Origin of the sequence: Streptomyces sp. ICBB 8177, assembly GCF_003144095.1 — a bacterium.
In the GTDB taxonomy this organism is placed as follows: Bacteria; Actinomycetota; Actinomycetes; order Streptomycetales; family Streptomycetaceae; genus Streptantibioticus_D.
This window is the reverse complement of sequence record NZ_NSKH01000004.1, coordinates 306,461-325,719: the sequence shown is the minus strand read 5'-3', so window position 1 is coordinate 325,719 and position 19,259 is coordinate 306,461. Positions and strand designations below refer to the sequence as shown.

Annotated in this window: 16 protein-coding genes and 3 pseudogenes; 13 read left to right on the top strand and 6 right to left on the bottom strand. The window is 71.7% G+C overall.

Going from position 1 to position 19,259, the window contains the following annotated elements; translation table 11 throughout:
• Positions 1–7: 7 nt before the first annotated feature.
• Together CK485_RS07125 and CK485_RS07120 are read right to left on the bottom strand one after the other, a co-directional pair.
• Positions 8–415: a YciI family protein gene (locus tag CK485_RS07125; RefSeq protein WP_109448137.1), complete on the bottom strand. Its 408-nt coding sequence runs from the start codon at positions 413–415 to the stop codon at positions 8–10.
• 248 nt (positions 416–663) lie between these two features.
• On the bottom strand, positions 664–1,959 hold the full coding sequence (locus CK485_RS07120; protein ID WP_342673467.1) for a glycosyltransferase: 1,296 nt from the start codon (positions 1,957–1,959) through the stop codon (positions 664–666).
• A gap of 414 nt (positions 1,960–2,373) precedes the next feature.
• On the opposite strand from CK485_RS07120, the pseudogene CK485_RS07115 reads away from it, so the two are divergent.
• From CK485_RS07115 to CK485_RS29435, 4 genes and pseudogenes are all read left to right on the top strand, one after another.
• Positions 2,374–2,879 (top strand): annotated as a pseudogene (locus tag CK485_RS07115) (ATP-binding cassette domain-containing protein); the annotation flags it as partial.
• Between the two features lie 46 nt (positions 2,880–2,925).
• Positions 2,926–3,126: pseudogene (locus CK485_RS07110) on the top strand (antibiotic acetyltransferase); the annotation flags it as partial.
• A gap of 131 nt (positions 3,127–3,257) precedes the next feature.
• Positions 3,258–4,559, top strand: a complete 1,302-nt coding sequence (locus CK485_RS07105; protein ID WP_109448135.1) for an erythromycin esterase family protein — start codon at positions 3,258–3,260, stop codon at positions 4,557–4,559.
• A gap of 449 nt (positions 4,560–5,008) precedes the next feature.
• Positions 5,009–5,290 (top strand): hypothetical protein, encoded by a 282-nt coding sequence (locus CK485_RS29435; RefSeq protein WP_241968194.1) that lies wholly within the window; start codon positions 5,009–5,011, stop codon positions 5,288–5,290.
• Between the two features lie 1,315 nt (positions 5,291–6,605).
• Here CK485_RS29435 and CK485_RS07095 read toward each other — a convergent pair.
• Positions 6,606–8,063: a potassium/proton antiporter gene (locus CK485_RS07095; RefSeq protein ID WP_109448131.1), complete on the bottom strand. Its 1,458-nt coding sequence runs from the start codon at positions 8,061–8,063 to the stop codon at positions 6,606–6,608.
• A 217-nt stretch (positions 8,064–8,280) separates the two neighbouring features.
• Between CK485_RS07095 and CK485_RS07090 the strand changes: the two are divergent.
• The 9 genes and pseudogenes from CK485_RS07090 to CK485_RS07050 all read left to right on the top strand — a co-directional run.
• Positions 8,281–8,738 (top strand): annotated as a pseudogene (locus tag CK485_RS07090) (transposase family protein); the annotation flags it as partial.
• Between the two features lie 313 nt (positions 8,739–9,051).
• Positions 9,052–10,023 carry a hypothetical protein gene (locus CK485_RS07085; protein ID WP_109448129.1) on the top strand — a complete coding sequence of 324 codons (972 nt, stop codon included), beginning with the start codon at positions 9,052–9,054 and terminating at the stop codon, positions 10,021–10,023.
• Positions 10,024–10,173: 150 nt separating this feature from the next.
• Positions 10,174–11,337 carry a 4Fe-4S dicluster domain-containing protein gene (locus CK485_RS07080; protein WP_109448127.1) on the top strand — a complete coding sequence of 388 codons (1,164 nt, stop codon included), beginning with the start codon at positions 10,174–10,176 and terminating at the stop codon, positions 11,335–11,337.
• Positions 11,334–11,828, top strand: coding sequence for a cyclic nucleotide-binding domain-containing protein (locus CK485_RS07075; protein WP_241968193.1), 495 nt, complete (start codon positions 11,334–11,336; stop codon positions 11,826–11,828). Before CK485_RS07080 ends, CK485_RS07075 begins: the two co-directional genes overlap by 4 nt.
• Positions 11,825–12,652, top strand: a complete 828-nt coding sequence (locus CK485_RS07070; protein WP_241968192.1) for an FAD/NAD(P)-binding protein — start codon at positions 11,825–11,827, stop codon at positions 12,650–12,652. The genes CK485_RS07075 and CK485_RS07070 overlap by 4 nt, the downstream gene beginning before the upstream one ends.
• A gap of 2 nt (positions 12,653–12,654) precedes the next feature.
• Complete coding sequence (locus CK485_RS07065; RefSeq protein WP_109448526.1) at positions 12,655–13,437, top strand: oxidoreductase; 783 nt, start codon at positions 12,655–12,657, stop codon at positions 13,435–13,437.
• Positions 13,434–14,777, top strand: coding sequence for a nickel-dependent hydrogenase large subunit (locus tag CK485_RS07060; protein WP_241968191.1), 1,344 nt, complete (start codon positions 13,434–13,436; stop codon positions 14,775–14,777). The genes CK485_RS07065 and CK485_RS07060 overlap by 4 nt, the downstream gene beginning before the upstream one ends.
• A gap of 283 nt (positions 14,778–15,060) precedes the next feature.
• The gene (locus CK485_RS07055; protein ID WP_342673466.1) at positions 15,061–15,744 is read left to right on the top strand and encodes a response regulator transcription factor; all 684 of its coding nucleotides are present in this window, start codon (positions 15,061–15,063) and stop codon (positions 15,742–15,744) included.
• Positions 15,745–15,796: 52 nt separating this feature from the next.
• Positions 15,797–17,182, top strand: coding sequence for a HAMP domain-containing sensor histidine kinase (locus CK485_RS07050; RefSeq protein ID WP_109448125.1), 1,386 nt, complete (start codon positions 15,797–15,799; stop codon positions 17,180–17,182).
• A gap of 38 nt (positions 17,183–17,220) precedes the next feature.
• Here CK485_RS07050 and CK485_RS07045 read toward each other — a convergent pair whose 3' ends face one another.
• The 3 genes from CK485_RS07045 to CK485_RS28695 are packed head-to-tail and all read right to left on the bottom strand — an operon-like array spanning position 17,221 to position 19,159.
• Complete coding sequence (locus CK485_RS07045) at positions 17,221–17,439, bottom strand: ferredoxin (protein WP_109448123.1); 219 nt, start codon at positions 17,437–17,439, stop codon at positions 17,221–17,223.
• The gene (locus tag CK485_RS07040; RefSeq protein ID WP_158288179.1) at positions 17,436–18,749 is read right to left on the bottom strand and encodes an NADH-ubiquinone oxidoreductase-F iron-sulfur binding region domain-containing protein; all 1,314 of its coding nucleotides are present in this window, start codon (positions 18,747–18,749) and stop codon (positions 17,436–17,438) included. Before CK485_RS07040 ends, CK485_RS07045 begins: the two co-directional genes overlap by 4 nt.
• Positions 18,746–19,159: a hypothetical protein gene (locus CK485_RS28695; RefSeq protein WP_158288178.1), complete on the bottom strand. Its 414-nt coding sequence runs from the start codon at positions 19,157–19,159 to the stop codon at positions 18,746–18,748. Before CK485_RS28695 ends, CK485_RS07040 begins: the two co-directional genes overlap by 4 nt.
• Positions 19,160–19,259 lie beyond the last annotated feature (100 nt).

Below are 19,259 nucleotides of genomic sequence, written 5' to 3'. Positions count from 1 at the left end.
GCGCAGGTCACTCCGCGATGGTGGGGGGCGCCGTCAGGAACGGGCGTACCTCCAGCCATTCGTGGATCGGCTCACCGCCCGCTCCCGGGGCCGCCGACAGTTCGCCTGCCAGCTCGACCGCCCGCTCGTAGCTGTCGACGTCGATCACCATCCAGCCCGCGATGAGGTCCTTGGTCTCGGCGAACGGGCCGTCGGTGACCGGCGGGCGGCCCTCTCCGTCGTACCGGACGAAGGTGCCTTCCGGGGCGAGCGCCTGGGCGTCGACGAACTCGCCGGTCCCTTCGAGCTTGGCCGCGAAGTCCTGCATGTACTTCACGTGGGCCGAGATCTCCTCCGGCGTCCACCGGTCCATCGGCACGTCGCAGGCCGCCGGCGGAGCGCCGCGGTAGTGCTTGAGCAGCAGATACTTGGCCATGAGTGCTTCTCCTCGGTACCGGTGCGACCCATTGTGGGCACGTTCACCGGGGAGACGGAGCACGCCACGGATTCTCGACACGGCGGCCGGAGGAATCTTTTCGCGCGGGCCGCTCGTCGGGGCTCACGGAGCGGTGAGGAGGCAGGCGAGGGGCCGGGCGCGGGGACCTACGTGGTGACCGCTGGCCATCACACGAGTCCGCGCTCGTTCCGGCCTCCACGACAGCCGATTTCGTCCGCCCCCCCCGGTCACGGAGCGTGGCGCTCACCGCCCCGAGGAAGGCGGGGCGGGCTCTCACCCGACGTGAGGCGCTCGACGGTCCGACGGACGGGCTGGACGCCGTCCTCGGCCCGGAGCAGGTCGGCGAGGGCGCGGGCCTGGCGGGAGTGACGGGGCTCGGTCGTGGCCTGGCGCAGGGCCGTGGCGAGGGCGTCGGCGGTCAGCGTGCGCAGCGGGATCGCCCGGGGCGCCACTCCCAGGGTCGTCAGACGCCGCGCCCAGAAGGCGGCGTCGAACTGGACGGGCACCGGGACCGCGGGCACTCCGGCTCGAAGGCCGGCGGCGGTGGTGCCCGCTCCGGCGTGATGGACGACTGCCGCCATCCGTGGGAAGAGCAGCCCGTGCGGCACGTCGTCGATCACCAGCATGTCGTCACCGTCGGCGTCCAGACCGCTCCAGCCGCGCTGGATCACACCGCGCAGGCCCGCTGAACGCAGGGCGCGCACCACGGTGGCGCTCAACGCCTCAGGGTCGGGGACCGTCGCGCTGCCGAGGCCTACGAACACCGGCGCCGGACCCGCGTCCAGGAATTCCCTTACCGCGCCGGGTAGTTGGGCGCCGGGCGCCTCGTGCGGCCACCAGTAGCCCGTCACCTCCAGACCCGGCCGCCAGTCGGCGGGCCGCGGCAGTACGTGGGGGCTGAAGCCGTGCAGGACCGGCCAGTCCGCCCGATCCAGGCGCGACCGCTGGGTGCGGGGGCGGCGGTGGGGAAGCCCCAGTTGGGCACGCAAGGTGCGGCAGGCGCCGGCGAAGACCAGATCGAGTCCCGCGTTCACCGCGACCGCGGCGAACCGGTTGGCCGGGCCGCCCCAGGAGCCCGCGCCGATGACCGGCGGCGCGAACTGCCGTGTAGGGGCGAGGGGTTGCAGGTAGACGCCGGCGCTCGGCACGCCGAGGCCTTCGGCGATCACCTGGCCGAGCGGCGCCACCGCGCCGTTGAGCAGGAGCAGCTCGCTTCCTTCCGCGGCCGTGAGGAGGGCCTGGGCCAGCTCGCCGACCAGCGGGCGGACCATGGCCAGCAAACGGGCCAGCTTTCCCGCGGAGTTGCGAGCCCGGTGCAGCCGCCGACCGGCCTGCGAGGCGAGTTCGGCACGCGGGTCGACCGGCACCGCGTGGAAGGCGACACCGGCCGCACGCACCATCGGCCCGAACCGGTCGTGCGTCACGACCGTCACTTCGTGCCCGGCACGCGTCAGCCCGTGCCCCAGCCCCGTGTACGGGGCCACGTCACCCCGCGAACCAGCCGTCATGATCGCCACCCGCACGACGACCAGTATGTCCCGCCAGGGCGACGAAGCGATACGCCCACGGGGCGCGTCAGCCCTGTGGCGCACGCGCGGCGGTGAGGCGGAGCCGTCGGTGCGACCGGCCCGCCGAGACGAATACGGCCGGTGCGGCCCCCGGGCCGGCGGCGGGTGGGCAGCGGACGGGTGCCTTGCGGTACTGGGTCTGCGGCAGTCATCCCTGAATACCTTTGCTCGGGGCGTCGTCGTTATGGCAAGCTGTTAACGCAACAGTTGTCGCACTAGTGGAGTGATCGATGCCCTTCCAAGGCGTTCGCCCGGCCGCGCACCCCTCGACGGCCACCTCGTTCTCGAATGCTTTGGAGCGCCTGCATGCCTACACAGATCACTGCACTCGCCGTCAGCAAGTCCTTCAACGGCAGGCTCGTTCTTGACTCGGTGACCTGCTCGCTCGCCGCGGGCGAGCGCACCGGGATCACCGGTGAGAACGGATCGGGCAAGTCACCCCCGACAGCGGAAGCGTCACCTGCCGCGGGACGATCGGCTACCTCCCCCGAGAGCCGCGACCCGGGGAACCGGCCGAGACCGTGCTGGCCGCCTTCGCTCGTGGGCGGACAGGAGAGGCCGCCGAACACACCGCACAACTGCTGTCTCTCGGCCTGTTCGACCGCGACCAGCTCGCGATACCTGTCGGCCAGGTGTCCACCGGGCAGTTGCAGCGTCTGGCTCTGGCGGGGTTGCTCAGTGCGCCGTCGGACATCCTGTTGCTCGACGAACCCACCCACCATCTCTCGCCCGCACTCGCCGAGGAGCTGGAAACCGCTCTGACCGGGTACAACGGCACGCTCGTCATCGTCAGCCATGACCGCCGGCTACGTCGGTACTGGCGGGGCGCCCATCTGGCCTTACAGGCGACGGAGACATCCGCCGCCACGTGCTGAGGACCTCCGGACCCGCAGACACCCCTCAGGAAGGACGAAATTCGTGGTGCCGCCTGCTCCCGCCGACCCGACCATCGTGCACCCGATGCCCGAACAGCCGCGGGTGGCGCTGCTGAAACCGCCGATCACCTCGCCTCCTATCGAGGTCGGAGACCTCTCGTACTACGAGGACGCCGATGACCCGGCCGCCTTCGAGACCCGCAACGTGCTGTACCACTACGGACCGGAAAAGCTGGTCATCGCGGAAAAGGCACCTCAGGCCCCAACGCCCAGCAGCGCCACGGGCCATTGAACGAACCCGGCCCAGGACGACCTTCGCGGTGACCCGCTCCCCGATCCGCGATCCTCCATGCCAGCACCAAGAATCGAGCTGTCAACATGCCTGCTTCGCCCCACCACAACCCGTTCGCCGACTGGCTTCGCACCCACGCCGTCGCCCTCGATCACCTCGCCCCCGAGGCACCGCTCGACGATCTGGAGCCGCTGCGTGACATCATCGGCGACGCACGTGTCGTCGCGATCGGTGAAAGTTCCCACTTCATCAACGAGTTCGCATCCATGCGCGAGCGCATCCTGCGGTTCCTGGCCGAGCGCTGCGGATTCACCGTCCTGGCCTTCGAGTACGGCTTCAGCGAAGGCTTCCCCCTTGATGCGTGGGCCCAGGGTGAGGGGACGGACGACGACCTGTCGACGCACCTCGCCGGGACGGTCCCCGTGGGAGTCGGCGAGCCGCTGCGCTGGATACGTCGGCACAACCGCACCGCCGCAACACCGGTGCGCTTCGCAGGCGTCGACATCCCGGCGGCCGGTGGGTCCTTGATTCCCGCCCTGGCCCCGGTGGCCGACTACCTGCGCCGGATCGATCCCGAATCCCTGCCGGTCGTCCAGGAGGCGATGCGGATCGCCGAATCGTTCGCCGGTGGCTCCGCAGCCGTCGCCGCGCCCGCGTGGGCGCGCCTTGCCACCGCAGAACAGGACGCCCTCAGTGCGACCCTGACGCGCCTGCTCATCCGGTTCCGCTCCGTCGAACCGCTGTACGTCTCCCGCGGCGACCAGCACAGCAACGACATCGCCGTGCGCCGTCTCGAAGGCGCTTGCCACGCCGACTACACCTTCCGCGCCATGGCCGACCTCTTCGCGGGCAAAGGGCTGACCGCCGACACCTCGGCCCGCGACGTCTACATGGCCGAGTCGGTCCTGTGGCACATGGAGCGCCTCGAACCCGGGACCCGCGTCGTGCTGGCGGCTCACAACGCCCACATCCAGAAGACACCGGTGGCCTTCAACGGCCGGCTCACGGGACTCCCCATGGGGCAGCACCTGCACCGCGCGCTCGGCGATGACTACTTCGCCATCGGTCTGACGAGCGCCACCGGACATACCGCGGACATGCCCCGCGACGAGAACACACCCTTCGGCTTCACCATCGACGCCACCGCGCTGGATCCGGCCGAGCCGGGAAGCATCGAAGCCGCATTCGCCGACGCCGAACTCGGGCTCAGTATCGCCGATCTCCACCAGGCACGCCCGCGCGAGGCCCATGGAAACGCCGACCTTGCCCCGGGCCCCGACCGCATCCGGATCCAAAGCGCATACCTCCACACCCCCATCCTTGAGGCCTTCGACGCCATCCTCCACACCCCGACCTCCACCGTTACCGACAACGTCGAAAGCTTGTGAGACGGGCCAATGACCCGGGCGGTGAGGCCGAGGAAGTACACTCGGGCCCAGCGCCCGAACCATCTCTCACTGAGCTGTTTTCATCCTCGGTTTGAGCAGGTCAGGTGGAGGGTGAGGACGGCTTCCTCCTCACCCCCGCCCCGCACCCGTGCGCCTGGTCGACCCCGCGTCGCTGCCCGCCCCTGTGACCCACCGAGCACAGCGTGCCGCCGCCGCGGCCGGGCGCCCCGTGCACCTGATCGACATGACCACCGACCTGGCCGTCCCCGCCTTCTGCGCCTACACCTCACCCCACGGCGACCACGCCGTCCATGGTTTCGGGGCCTCGCTGAGCGCCGAACACGCCGCCGGCCGCGCCCTGGACGAACTCGCCCAGGTCACCGCCGGGAGTCCGCCCCCGCGCGATCGCACTCCCCAGGCCCGATACCCTCGCCTCCTGGCTGCCGGCCGTGCCGATGTCGACCCCCACCTCGCCACGGCCGAGCGGGTGCGCTTCACCCCCCCCACCGCCCCCCACCACCCCCGCGGGCCATCTCGACGCCCTGGTTACCGCGCTGGCCGCGCGAGGCCTGCGCGCCTACGCACGCACCCCGCACACCGAGCCCAACGGGGTGTGCACGGTCGCGGTGTGCGTCCCGGGTCTGGACAAGTTCTTCGCCATCACCGGTGGAAACGCCGTCATGCCGGGCCCCGGGGCCCTGGCCCGGACCCGCAAGGCCGCCACCCGCTGACAAGACCTCCCGCGAAGCCGCGGGCGGCACCATCACATGCCTGGTCTCTCGCGCGATCCCGCGCAGCATGGCCAGCCCTGGTCGGGAGGCGGTTGGACACATTCCAGCTGGTTGGTATCCAGGACAATCTTCGCCACACGGCAGGGCGTCACCGGACCCGTGATGCTCCCGGTCAGGGGAGGCCCAAAGAAGAACAGCCTCGCAGCGGCCGCTACTGGGTCACGGTTCTTCGGGACGCTGGCCCAGTGCGTGTTCGGCGGCACCCGGCCCGCCGTCCTGGCCCGGGTCGGATGGGGTGAACGGTGCGGGGCGGCGACGGCGTTGAGGATGGCAGTGGCCCGGTGGGCATCGAGACCGAGGCGGGGTGCGCCGACCCCACGGGTGCAGCTCTGCGTTCTGCGCCTACAGGCCGCCGGGGAGGTCGGGCCGGGTGGCGACCCGGTGGTTCAGGTTGACTCTTCAACGTCCGTACTCGTCCCAATCGATCACGCCGGCGATCGATCAGGGGCTGCCGGGCCGCACGGTACCCGCCGGCGAGTGCCACCGCACTGGTAGGGATGATCGGCGCGGACCCGGAGTTGGTGTGCAGCGCAGTTCGATGTTGCTGGCCGGGCCGGCGGGAGCAGCTGCCACTCCCGGACCGGGGCCCTGAACGTGCGGGCGGCGCCTCCGCAATCGAAGGACGAGCAGCCGCACCCGTCTGAGGGCGAGCGGGACCACGCCGACGCCGCTCACCTCGTCCGACGTTCCGGGACGGTAGCGGAACCGCGAGCCGAACCGCGATGCGACGGCGCGGACCGCGGCGGAGAGTCGAGCGCCCGCATCAGGACCGCCAGTTGCCCCGGTCGCAGGTCCGCGACGCGCTGATGCTCGCTGACACCCGCCGCATTGAGTATTTCGTGCGCCGCCAGCGCACCCATCCCGGGCAGAGCCCGGAGCAACGAGGAGAGCCGGATGTTCGCGGCCGCAGGGTCCTGCGCACCGCTCGCACGGCGCAGGACCCGCAGCAGAGCCGTCGTGCCGCCCGTGCTGATCTCGCCCAGAAGTCGGAGCTGATCGCGCCTGTCGATCTCCGTCCGTGGTCGGGACTGCGGTACTCGTCCGGAATGGTGGAACATCTGCGTGGCCTCCGTTCTTCGTGCTCTTCGATCAGAAGCCGGCCCGGCGGAGCCTTCCCCGGGCCCACGACTGGCGTCTACCCGTCTTTGCACTGCGCAAAGCTCTGCCCCGGCGGCCATTTCCGGAACGGGCGCCGCACGGACACGTGGCCTCCTCGCAGGCGGCCCGCTCGCCTTCGACACGGCCCTGGTGCGACTCAGGCGCGCGGCGGGTCCTGGGGCTCGTCCGGCTCCGCGGGCCGCCGCAGGAGCAGCACCTCGTCCCCCGCACGTACGACCGTGTCGGGTGCCATGGGCAGCAGATGCCCACCCCTTAGCGCGGCGCTGACCCACATGTCACCGTTGATGACGAGGTCCTCCAAGGTCGCGCCGTCCGCGTCGGACCCGGCCTCGACGACGTGCAGGGTGCTGCTGGGCTCGTGGGGAAGGCGGACGCCGAAGGTCCATGGTGTCGAGGGCGTGGTGCGCATCGGCACGCCCAGCTTCCGCGCGGCCCAGCCGACGGAGCCGCCCTGGACGAGCACGGAGAAGGCGACGACCATGAAGATGATCTCGTAGATCCGCTTGGCGTCGGGAACGCCGGAGGTGATGGCGAACGCTCCCAGCAGAATCGGCACGGCGCCCTTCAGTCCCGCCCACAGGACGAAACCGCGCTCCCCCGCGCGCATCCGCACCGGCAGCAGCAGCGGCCCGACGAGCAGCGGCCGGACGACCACGGCCAGCAGGACCGCGAGGATCAGTCCGATCAGCCAGGCCCACCCGTCCGCGAGGGTGCGCAGACCGACCGTCAGCCCGAGGGCGATGAACACCACGATCTCCGCGAGACTGGAGAGTGCGCCGAAGACCTGCCGGACCTCCAGCCGGTACGGCATCGTCGCGTCCCCGATGAGCACTCCGGCCACCAGCACGGCGAGGAAGCCCGAGCCGTGCGCGACGGTCGCCACCCCGTAGATGGCCATGGCGCCGGCCAGAGCGCGCACCGGGTGCAGACCCGCCGCGGGCAGGGACACCTTGCGCATGAACCACAACAGGGCGAAGCCGCCGCCCACTCCGACCGCCACGCCGACGGCCATCTGCTCGGCGAAGGTCACCACGACATGCCCGGCCTGCTGACCGACGCTCCCGCTGGCGCCCAGCAGCGCCACCATCAAGGAGATGCCGACAGGGTCGTTCGCTCCGGACTCGCCCTCCAGCACCGTTCCCGTCCGGCCGGTGACCTCGCGCCGCCCCAGTACCGAGAAGACCACCGCCGGATCCGTGGGCGCGAGCGCCGCACCGAGCACCAGCGAGGTGCGCCAGCCCAGGTCGCACACGTAATGGGAAAGCAGTGCCACCGCGCCCGTCGTCAGCACGGTCCCCACGACGCCCAGGGTCACGATCGGGGCGACCGCTCCGCGGAACCGCCGCCACCCGATACCGAGACCACCGTCGAAGAGCACCACGACCAACGCCACCGTGACCACCTGCTCGACCAGGGACACCGGCACGCGCCGGTTCAGCACCGGCAGGGCGTCGGACGCCGCCGCCGAGCAGACCAGGAAGATGAACGGGGCGGGCACCCGCAGCCGTTCGCTGACACGGTTCGACAACGCGGCCAGCATCACCACCACGGACAGGACGAGTATGGTCAGCCCGAGATTCTCCGCGTTCGTCACCCGGTCATCCAATCAAACCGGCCAACGGGACGCGCCCGCCGTGCTCGTGAGGGGGCGCAAGGGGGTCTGGACGCCGTCACGCTTGGCGGAGTCCAGATCCCGGCAGGTGAGCCGGCCCCGGTCGCCGTCCGCGCCACCAACCGTGACCCAGCACGCTGGCCGAAGCCGGACGACCTGGCGCTCACCCGGAGCGCGACCAGCCACCTGCGCTTCGGCACTGGACGGCACCCTCAGTGAGTGCGACCGCCTGAGCGACAAACGCGCCGATTACTCCCACAAGCACCGACGCCACGGCGTGAACGTGCAGGTCGTGACCGATCCTCAAGGCCGGCTGCTGTGGCTCTCGCCGACCCTGCCGGGCCACGCTCACGATCTGACCACCGCACCCGCCCACCACATCACCCGAATCTGCGAACACCAGGGAGTCCCGATCGTCTCCGACCACGCCTACACCGGCGCCGGCTCCTGGGTCACCACCGCCATCCGCCGCCGCCCCAACGGTGAACTGTCACTCCCAACGGACGCTGAACCGGGCACTCGCCCAGGCCCGCGCTCCTGTCGAACGAGGCGTCGCCCCGCCCGAAGTCCCGGCGCATCTTCCATCGGAGCCGCTGCAGCCCGAACCGCATCACAGACATCGCCGCCGCGATCCTCACCCCGGAGAGGCAACGCTGAAAAGGCTCACTCACCGCCTGAACAACCACGCGGACTGTCCGCGTCCTTCGTGGCCCCAGGCACGCTGACACTGAGGGGCACCCGGCCGGCATGAGACGCGACGGCCGCGGTGCAGGCTCAGCCTGATACAGGCAGTCAACCTGGCAGTCGATGGGGCCGGCTCCTGTCGCCGACCGCTGAGATACTTCGCCGGGCAGCACGTGGGCCGTAGGCCCGCCCAGACCTCTGGCCTCTTCGGCCCTACCTCTGGTCGGCGGGGCGGCCGACCCTTGAGAGCGAAGCCGTCCTCCCCCAGCCCAGGAGGTGGAAGGACATGGACCGTCCCACCGAACTCGACGCGGCGACGTTCGAGGGGCTCATCCGCGCCGCGGTGGCCGCACCGTCGATACACAACACCCAGCCGTGGCGGTTCGGGTTCGACCAGAGCACCGGCACCGTGCACGTGCGAGCGGACGCGGAGCGTGGTCTGCGGCAGACCGACCCGCGCGGGCGCGCGCTCCACGTGTCGGTCGGGGCGGCGCTCAAGAACCTGACGGTGGCCGCCTGCCATGCCGGCTGGACACCGAAGGTCACGCTGTTCCCGGACCGGACCGAGCCCGAACTCCTCGCCACTGTTCACCTGCTCGGTGAGGAGTCGGGGCCGCCGGGTTCCGAGGACGAGCTCTACGAGGCGATCTGGCACCGGCACACCAGCCGCCGCCCTTTCGAGGCCCGCGCTCTTCCCCACGCACTGGTCACGCGGCTCACGGAAGCGGCCAGGGCAGACGGAGCAGTGCTGATGTGGCCTGGGCCGGACGGGGTACGGCGGCTGATGCGGCTGACCGCCGAGGCCGAGCGGCGCAACGTGAACGACCCGCGCCGTCGTGCCGAGAGCCGTGCCTGGGTCCGGGCTCAGGGCACCCTCGGGATGCCGCGGGCCGCGCTCGGCCCGCAGGACGCCCAAGGCCACGTGCCGGTGCGGGACTTCGGAGCGTTGCTGCCGCCCGGGCACATGCCTCCCGAGGAGTTCGAGCAGTTGCCTCACCTGGCCGTGCTGGCCACCGGGGACGACCAGCCGCAGGACTGGCTGCGCGCCGGCCAGGCCCTGGAGCACGTCCTGCTGCTCGCGACGCGGGAGCGGGTGCGCGCGTCCTTCTTCTACCAGGCACTCGAATGGCACGACCTGCGGTGGGCCCTGCGCGATGCGGACGCGGGGCCAGCCTACGTCCAGATGATCATGCGCCTCGGTTACGGCCCCGAGGGCGCTGCCACACCGCGTCGGCCGCCGGCGGACGTCACGACCTGATCTCCCGCCGCGCATCCCCGGCCCGCGGGTACGTTCGAGGTAATTCTCCGAGTGACACGGGGCGAGCGCATCGGGTGAGCCGTGGGAGCCACCATACTCGCTGGCACGAAGGCGCCCGCCGTCGCTCAGGGACCACGAGGGAACTCCCGCATGACGCAAACGTCGTCACAGGTCTGCGTGCTCGGTACGGACGGCGTCGACCGCCTGATCCGCTTGCTCGCCGACGGCGGCCGCACGGTGATCGGACCGACCGCACGCGACGGGGCGATCGTGCTGGCCCCCTTGTCCGGCGGGGCCGATCTGCCGTACGGCTGGGGCGTCGAACTGGAGGCCGGGCACTACCGGCTGCGACGGCGTGAGGACGGAGCGGCTTTCGCACACAGCGCGGGACCGCAGTCGTGGAAGGCGTTCCTGCACCCGCAGCGGGAGCGCGAGTGGTCCGCCGACCGGACAGCGGACGGCGGCATCGTGGTCGTCCCGGACGAGCCGCCTCCCGTGGCCTACGCGTTCCTCGGTGTCCGTCCCTGCGACCTGCGGGCGATCGCGGTGCAGGACCGGGTCCTGGACGGCGGACGCTTCGCCGACTCCCGTTACGCGCGGCGCCGCCGAGCGGCCTTCCTGGTGGCGGTGGAATGCACGGAGCCCGGGGCCACCTGCTTCTGCGTCTCCATGGATGCCGGCCCCGCCGCGGGCCCCGGGTACGACCTGGCGCTGACGGAAGTGGTGGACGCACACGGGCACCGCTTTCTCGCACGGGCCGGCAGTCTTGAAGGGGAATCGGTCCTCGCACGGCTTCCCCGTCGGGAGGCCGACGTCTCCACTCAGCAGGCGGCACAGCGCGCGGTCGAGGCGGCGGCCGACCGCATGGGCCGCACCATGCCCGCCGTGGACCTGCGGGACCTCATGGCGGAGACCCTCGAGGCGGATCGTTGGAACGACGTCGCGGGGCGGTGCCTGACCTGCGGGAACTGCACCATGGTGTGTCCGACGTGCTTCTGCACCAGCGCGGAGGAGGTCACCGACCTGACGGGGGAGCACACCGAGCGATGGCGCCGGTGGGAATCCTGCTTCGACCTGGAGTTCAGCCATCTGTCGGCCGGCCCAGTGCGCTCGTCCGGTCTGAGCCGTTACCGGCAGTGGGCGACGCACAAGCTCGGCACCTGGCACGACCAGTTCGACACCTCTGGCTGTGTTGGCTGCGGGCGGTGCATCGTGTGGTGCCCGGTCGGCATCGACATCACCGAGGAGGCGCACGCGCTGGAGCGGGAACGCCACGCTCCCCCCGCGCCGCACAGTCTGGGGGACCACCCGTGACGCGCGCCACCGGGGGCCTGCTGGAGCGGTTGCCCACCGAGGACCGTGACCGGCTGCTCGGCTACGCCCGCGAAACGCGGGTGTCCGACGGCACATGGCTGTTCGAGGAGGGCGGGCCCGCGGACCGCTTCTGGGTCGTCCGATCGGGCACCGTCGCCCTGGAGACCCACGTGCCGGGGCGGGGCGGTGAGATCGTGGAGACCCTCGGCGACGGTGAACTCGTGGGCTGGTCCTGGCTGTTCGAGCCGTACCGGTGGCACCTGGGCGCTCGGGCACGTGGCTCGGTGGAGACGTACGAGTTCGACGCCAGGCGAGTACGCGACGCCGTCGACGCCGACCCGCGGTTCGGACTGTCCGTCGTCCGCTGCGTCGCCTCCACCGTGCTGGGCAGGCGGCTACGCGCCACCCGGACCCGGCTGCTCGACCTGTACGCGCCCCCCTCGTCGCCGGGGAAGGCATCGGGGCTTGGCTCCGGCCCGGGGACGCCGTGACGGCCGGGGTGGTGGCGGCCTCCGCTCCCGTGGTGTACCGCGTGGTGCGCGCCCGTGACGAGGGCCGGGACATCGCATCCCTCGTGCTGGAACCCGTGGACGGGGCGGTCTCGGGCTTCGCACCGGGGCAGTTCGCCATGCTGTACGCGTTCAGCGTCGGCGACGCACCGATCTCCGTGAGCGAGATCGACGGTGACCGGCTCACCCACACGGTGCGGGCGGTGGGGGCGGTGTCGACAGCGCTGCGGAACACCCGGCCAGGCGAATTCGTGGGCGTACGTGGCCCGTTCGGCACGGCATGGGACCTGGAGCGGGCCACGGGGGGCGATCTGCTAATGATGGCAGGGGGTATCGGACTTGCCCCGTTGCGTCCGGTGGTGCGCGCCGCGCTGGAGCGCCGTGGCGCTTTCGGGACGCTCAACGTGCTGATCGGTGCCCGCACTCCGGACGACGTGCTCTACGCGGAGGAGACGGTTCGGTGGCAGGAAGCCGGGGCCCGTGTGTTCGTCACCGTCGACCGCCCCGCACCATCGTGGCAAGGCGACGTCGGTGTCGTGACGGCCCTGCTGCCACGCGCCCGGTTCGAACCGGCGCGCACAACGGCGTTCGTGTGCGGGCCGGAAGTGATGATCCGGGCGACCGCCCGCGAGCTGGTCGACCGGGGGGTGTCCGCTGAGAGGGTCCAGGTGTCGTTGGAACGGACCATGCACTGTGCCACCGGGCACTGCGGTCACTGCCAGCTCGGTCCACTGCTGCTGTGCCGGGACGGCCCCGTCGTCGACTGGCCCACCGCCGCTCCGTTGATGGCCCTGAGAGAGCTGTGAAGATGCCCGACGAGTACCGGCCGTCGCTGGCCGTCTGGAAGTTCGCCTCCTGCGACGGCTGCCAGCTGACGCTGCTCGACTGCGAGGGCGAACTCCTCGACATCGCGGGGCGGGTGCGGATCTCCTACTTCCTGGAGGCCTCCTCCGCACCGGAGGACGGTCCCTACGACCTGTCGCTGGTCGAGGGCTCCATCACCACGGCCCACGACGTCGAACGGATCGGACGGATCAGACAGGTCTCGCGCCGACTGGTCACCATCGGCGCGTGCGCGACGGCCGGCGGCGTCCAGGCACTGCGCAACCACGCGGAGGTCGCCGAGTTCCTGTCGGTCGTCTACGCCAGCCCCGAGTACATCGAGACGCTGGCCACCTCCACCCCCGTGAGCGCGCACGTACCGGTCGACCTGGAACTGCGCGGGTGCCCCATCGACCGCGGTCAGCTCATCGAGGTCATCACCGCCTACCTGGCCGGCCGCTCCCCGGACGTCCCGTCGCACAGCGTGTGTTTCGAGTGCAAGCGACGCGGCACGGTGTGCGTCACGGTGGCACACGGCACTCCCTGTCTGGGCCCGGTGACCCACGCCGGGTGCGGTGCGCTGTGTCCCACGTTCGGGCGCGGCTGCTACGGGTGCTTCGGTCCCTCCGACTCGACCAACTTCCCCGCGTTCGTCCCGCTTCTGCGCCGGGACGGCATGGAGACGGTGGACATCGTGCGGACCTTGCGCACGTTCAACACCGCCGCGCCCGAGTTCGACGCGGTCGCGGACGAGGAGGCCGGCCGGTGAGCGACTCCCGTGTGAGGTACCTGCGCGTCGCCTCGCTCACGCGGGTGGAGGGCGAGAGCGGACTGACCCTGAGGATGCGCGGGCGGGAGGTGCAGCAGGCCCGGCTCTCCGTGTACGAACCGCCGCGCTTCTTCGAGGCATTCCTGCGCGGCCGCGGGTGCACCGAGCCGCCGGACCTGACCTCCCGGATCTGCGGGATCTGCCCGGTCGCCTACCAGATGAGCGCCTGCCGGGCCGTCGAGAACGCCTGCGAGGTAACGGTTGGCGGCCAACTGGCCTCCTTGCGCCGCTTGTTGTACTGCGGGGAATGGATCGAGAGCCACGTCCTGCACATCCAGCTACTGCACGCTCCCGACTTCCTGGGGACCCCGGACGGCTTCGGCGGGGTCGATCCGGCCGCGGTGAAGCGCGGGCTGCGCCTGAAGCGCGCCGGGAACGCCATCGTCGAGGCGCTGGGAGGACGTGCCATCCACCCGGTCAACGCACGCCTCGGCGGCTTCCACCGCACCCCGGCCGGCGGTGAAATGCGGTCACTGACCGAGCTGTTGAGGCAGGCCCTGGACGACGCGGTGGACACGGTGCGATGGGTCGCGGGCTTCGACTTCCCCGAGGCCCACTGCCCGAACGCCTTCCTGGCGCTTGCGGAGCCGGACCGCTACGCCATCGACGCGGGCACCCCGACGGTCATGGCCGCCGACACGGCACGACGGACGGCGCACCTCCAATCCTTCCCCTTGGAGGCGTTCCCGCAGCGGGTCGTGGAACAGCAGGTGCCCGGGTCGACGGCACTGCACTCCCGGCTCGACGGCGAACACCACCTGACCGGTCCGCTGGCCCGGTACGCCATCAGCGGAGACCGCCTGTCGCCTCTCGCCCGGCAGATGGCCGCCGAGGCCGGGCTGGGCGATCCGGCACGCGGGCAGATCTGCCGGAACCCGTACCGATCCATCATCGTGCGTGCGGTCGAGGTGCTGTACGCGGTGGAGGAGGCGCTGCGCATCATCGAGGGCTACGAGCCTCCCGGGCGCCCGTACGTGCCGGCCACGCCGCGGGCCGCGACCGGTCATGGCGCCACGGAGGCACCACGCGGCCTGCTGTACCACCGCTACACACTCGACGGCGACGGCACGGTCACGGCGGCCGACATCGTCCCGCCGACCGCTCAGAATCTCGGGGCGATCGAGGAGGACCTACGCCGGCAGGTGACCGCCGCGCTGGACGGGCGGGAGCCGCCGCAGTCCGAGTTGACCACGTTGTGCGAGCGGATCATCCGCAACCACGACCCGTGCATCTCCTGCTCGGCGCACTTCCTCGACCTGCGGCTGGATCACGACCGGTGACCTGAGTCGGAGGTCCACCATGGTTCGGTATGAGCCGTCCAGGTCGGAGATTCGGCCGCTCTCGGCGTCCCGTGCCCAACTGACCACGCTTGCGAGTTTGGGTGTGTCGCCCCATGACGGCTTAGCAACTGGTTGGCCACCGTCAGCCACGAGCGCGGCGTGTTCCGGTACCGAAGTTGCCTCAAGCATCCGGTAGGAGGACCCCCACCTGGATCGCTACAAGGTCGCCATGGGCTTCGCCGGTGCTCCGCCATCTGCCGAAGCCCGCGCCTAGGATGAGCTGGTGGTGGATGAGCAGGATCGCGGCGTGCTGCGGGTACTGATCGTCGAGGACGACGCGGGCATCGCCGATTCGCTGGTGCGCGGCCTTGACGCCGCCGGCTACGAGGCCCGGAGTGTGGCCAGTGGACGCGCCGCTCTGGCTGCCGCACCGCGGCCGGACGTGGTCCTGCTGGACCTCGGGCTTCCCGACATCGATGGCATCGAGGTGTGCCGACTGCTGCGGCGCAGGTCGGATGTGGCGATCATCGTGGTGACGGCACGGGGCGAGGAGGGGGACCGGGTCGTGGCGCTGGACGAGGGGGCGGACGACTACCTGGTCAAGCCGTTCGGCCTGGCGGAACTGCTGGCGCGAGTGCGCGCCGTACTGCGTCGCACCCGGCCGCAGGGACCGGAAGTCCTCGTCCACGGATCCCTCGCCGTCGACGTGCGCATGCACAAGGTGGAGTTCGCCGGCCGGGAGATCCCGTTGACGCCCAAGGAGTTCGACATCCTCCAGTGCCTGGTCACCGATCCCGGACGCGTGGTGACCCGGCAGGAGATCCTGGAACGCGCCTGGGACGCCCACTGGTACGGGCCCACCAAGGTGCTGGACGTCCACATGGCGGCACTGCGGCGCAAACTCGGGTCCCCGGGGCTGATCGAGACGGTGTACGGACGCGGTTTCCGGCTGGGGCCCGCCGAATGAGCCGCGGGAACGCGCCGCACGACAGGCCCGGTGCGAGGCGTGTGAGGGTCTGATGACCCGTCGCATCACGTTCAGCGTACTGGCGCTCCTGACCCTGGTCCTCGTCCTCGCCGTGGTCCCGCTGGGACTGTCGATGGCCCAGCGGGAACGGATGGCCTTCCGCGACGAGGTGACGGACGACGCCAGGGCGATCTCCGCCGCGGCCGAGGAGCACCTCTCCGACCACCACTCCGCCGCGGAGGCCGCGCAACTGGTGACGGCGGCCGGACGGCGGGGGGACTGCGCGACGGTGTACGACACCAACGGGGCGGTGGTGCTCACCACCCGCTGTGCCGATGTGGCCGACGGCGACGGAGCCTTCCTGGTCCGCGCCGTCCTGCGGCATCCGGGCACCCGGGTGGTCGAGGACGACCAGTGGCTCACCACCGCGGTCCCCGTCGGCGAGACGGACGACACCGTGGGCGTCGCCGTTCTCAGCCGCTCCGCGGATCCGCTCGATGACCGCATCGACGACATGTGGCTGCGGCTGGGGCTGATCGCGACCGGCGGACTGGCCGCCGCTGTCGGGGTGTCGGTGCTGCTCGGCCGCTGGGTCGGCCGACCGGTCCGCGAGGTGGCGGCCTCGGCCCGCCGGCTCGGCGAGGGCTCTTTGGACGCCAGAGCGCCCCAGGTCAGCGGACCGCCAGAGATTCGGCAGCTCGCGGCGGCCTTCAACACCATGGCCGCGCGCACCGAGGCGCTGGTGCACGGGCACCGGGCCGTCGTCGCCGACGTCTCCCATCAGTTGCGCACCCCGCTCGCGGCGCTGCGTCTGCGGCTCGACCTGCTCGCCACCGGTGCCGACCAGGCGACCGCGGAGGAGCTGGGAAGGGCACAGGAGGAGATCGCCCGGCTGTCACGGCTGGTCGACGGCCTGCTCGCGGTCGCGCGCGCCGAGAACGCCTCCCCGAGGCCGGTACCGGTCAGGGTCGACGAGGTGGCGGCGGAGCGCGTACGGGCCTGGGAGCCCGTCGCCCGCGAACGGGGCGTGACCCTGATCGCGCGGATTCCCGCCCGCCTGTCCGCCTATCTCGGCCCCGGCGATCTGGAGCAGGTGCTGGACAACCTGGTCGCCAACAGCCTCGACGCCGTGCCGGCCGGGAGCACCGTGCGGATCGACGGTGCGCGGCAGCACGACTCCGTCGTGCTGCGTGTCGTCGACGACGGGCCGGGCATGAGCGCGCAGGCGCGGGAGGGCGCGTTCCGGCGGTTCGGGAACCCGCAGGCGGCCGGGACCGGTCTGGGACTGGCCATCGTCCACCGGCTCGTCACCGCAAACGGCGGCACCGCCGAGCTGCTGCCGACCCCTGGAGGCGGACTCACCGTGCGCCTCACCCTGCCCAGGCCGGACAGCCACCGAGAGCAGCAGGGCCCTGGACCGCGCCGCACCGGGACCTGAGGTTCCAGAGCTCTGATCCGGCCGGCGCGGCGCGGGATTCAGTTCCGGTCGAGCCGCAGCGCGAGGGCCGGGCAGCCGGCCACCGCCCGTTTGGCGTGTGCGAGGCGGTCGTCGAGAACCGCGGGATCCGGCACCACCGGGTAGCCCCACTCGTCCAGCTCCACCCCTTCCGGGAACAACTCGGCGCACAGGCCGTGGCCCTCACAGGCGATGCGGTCGATCCGCAAGGTCCATGAACGCGTCTGCCGACGGCTCATCGCCACTCCTCGTCCGACGGCACCTCCACCGCGGGCACGTCGACGAACGACGGGCCGTGGGCATGCGGGCAGGGACCGAAGCGCTGGTGGTGGCGCACGTCGTCGGCGAAGACGCGCAGCGCGGACGCGGCGAGCCGCCCCGCGCCGTCCGGGTGGCGGCACGCCCCCCTGCCCGCGAGCAGCCCCACCCTGCGCTCCAGCCGTTCCACCGACTCCTGGTTCGTACCAGTGTGTGCCAGACGTGCGAAGTCCTCGGCGACCGCGGGCAGCCCCAGGAAGCACGGGCCGCACTGCCGGGCGCTTTGGCCGGCCAAAAAGCCCAGTACGGCCGCGGTCTCGGCGAGTCCACACGCGTCGCGGGGAACGACACAGATGACCCCCGCACCCGGCCCGGCCCCGATTCCGGCCAGGTCCGCCGCCGCGTACGGCACGTCCAGGACCTCGGTGGCGGGCAGCCAGCTCCCGAAGAAGCCGCCGAGCAGCACGGCACCGGGTGCACCGAGCGGTCCACCTGCCCTCTCCAGCAGGGAGCCGATCGTGGACCCCATCGCGGCCTCGTACACCCCGGGCGTACGGATGGCGCCCGAAAGGGTCAGCAGGGCCGTGCCGGGCGCGTCGTGACGGCCCGTCGAGCGGAACCACTCAGGCCCGTACCGGGCGATCAGTGCCACGTGTGCCAGGGTCACGACGTTGTCGACGAGCGTCGGACGCCCGCCGACGCCCGCCTCGAACGGCCGGGGTGGCACGGACATCGGTTTCGCCTGCCCGCCGTTGAGCCAGGAGACCAGCGCGGTCTCCTCGCTCGACACGTAATGGTGAGGGAGCGCGTGGACGCGCACGGCCACCCGGTCGTCGCGCTCGTGGACCGCTGCCTCCAGCGTGGCGACCAGGTCGCCGCGGGTGCGCGGCAGGCACAGGTGGACCGTGTCGGCGCCGACGGACTCCGCCGCCACCACGGCGCCGTCGAGTACGAGGTGCGGCGCCAGCTCCATCAAGGTGGAGTCCTTACGGGCCGCCGGTTCGCTCCCCATACCGTTGGCGATCACGACGGCCCGGCGGCGGCCCCGCGCGACGGTGCGCATCTTGCGGCCGGTGGGAAAGCCGGCGCCGCCGCGCCCGGTGAGCCCGGACGTCTCGACATCCCGCAGCACAGCGGGCCCACCCCGGGGGCAGGCCCCGTACCGCTCCAGATGCTCACGCCGGCCGTCAGGCCGCCCGGAGGCGAACCAGCCGTGCAGCAGCCGGTTGCCGTACGGCCCGGTCGCCGGGCGCCGGGAGGGAGCGAGGGTACTGGTCGATTCGTCGGTCACTGCTCGCCTCCCTGGGCGTTCGACGTCGGAACGGAGTGCGCGGTGCGGCTCTGGCCGGGCGTGTGGGGAAGGGAGTCCGCGCGCTTGGCCCAGCCGCCGCGCAGCGGACCGGCGGCGGCGAATGCCACGAGCATCAACGGGACGGCCAGGCTTGCCACCACTCCCCATACGCGGCCGGCCAAGCGCTGTGGACCACCGTGCCGCAGCCGCCACCAGATGGCCGGTACCACCGTGGCCAGGCATACCGCGTAGAGCGCGAGCTGGAGTGGCAGCCTGGTGTCGGTGCCGGTTCCCAGGGCGTGGAAGAGCGCGATCGGCCACGCCGCGTAGGCCAGCCAGTGCACCCCCTTCCACCACCGGCGCCCGATCCGCAGCCGCACCGCGCTGGTCAGCAGGATCGCGAGCAACATGTCGAACGCGACCGCCCCGAGCCCGACCCACAACGCCGGCCCGGCCGACCAGGACACCGCCGACGGCCGCGCCCATGGCTGCGCCAAGGCGCCGCCGGCT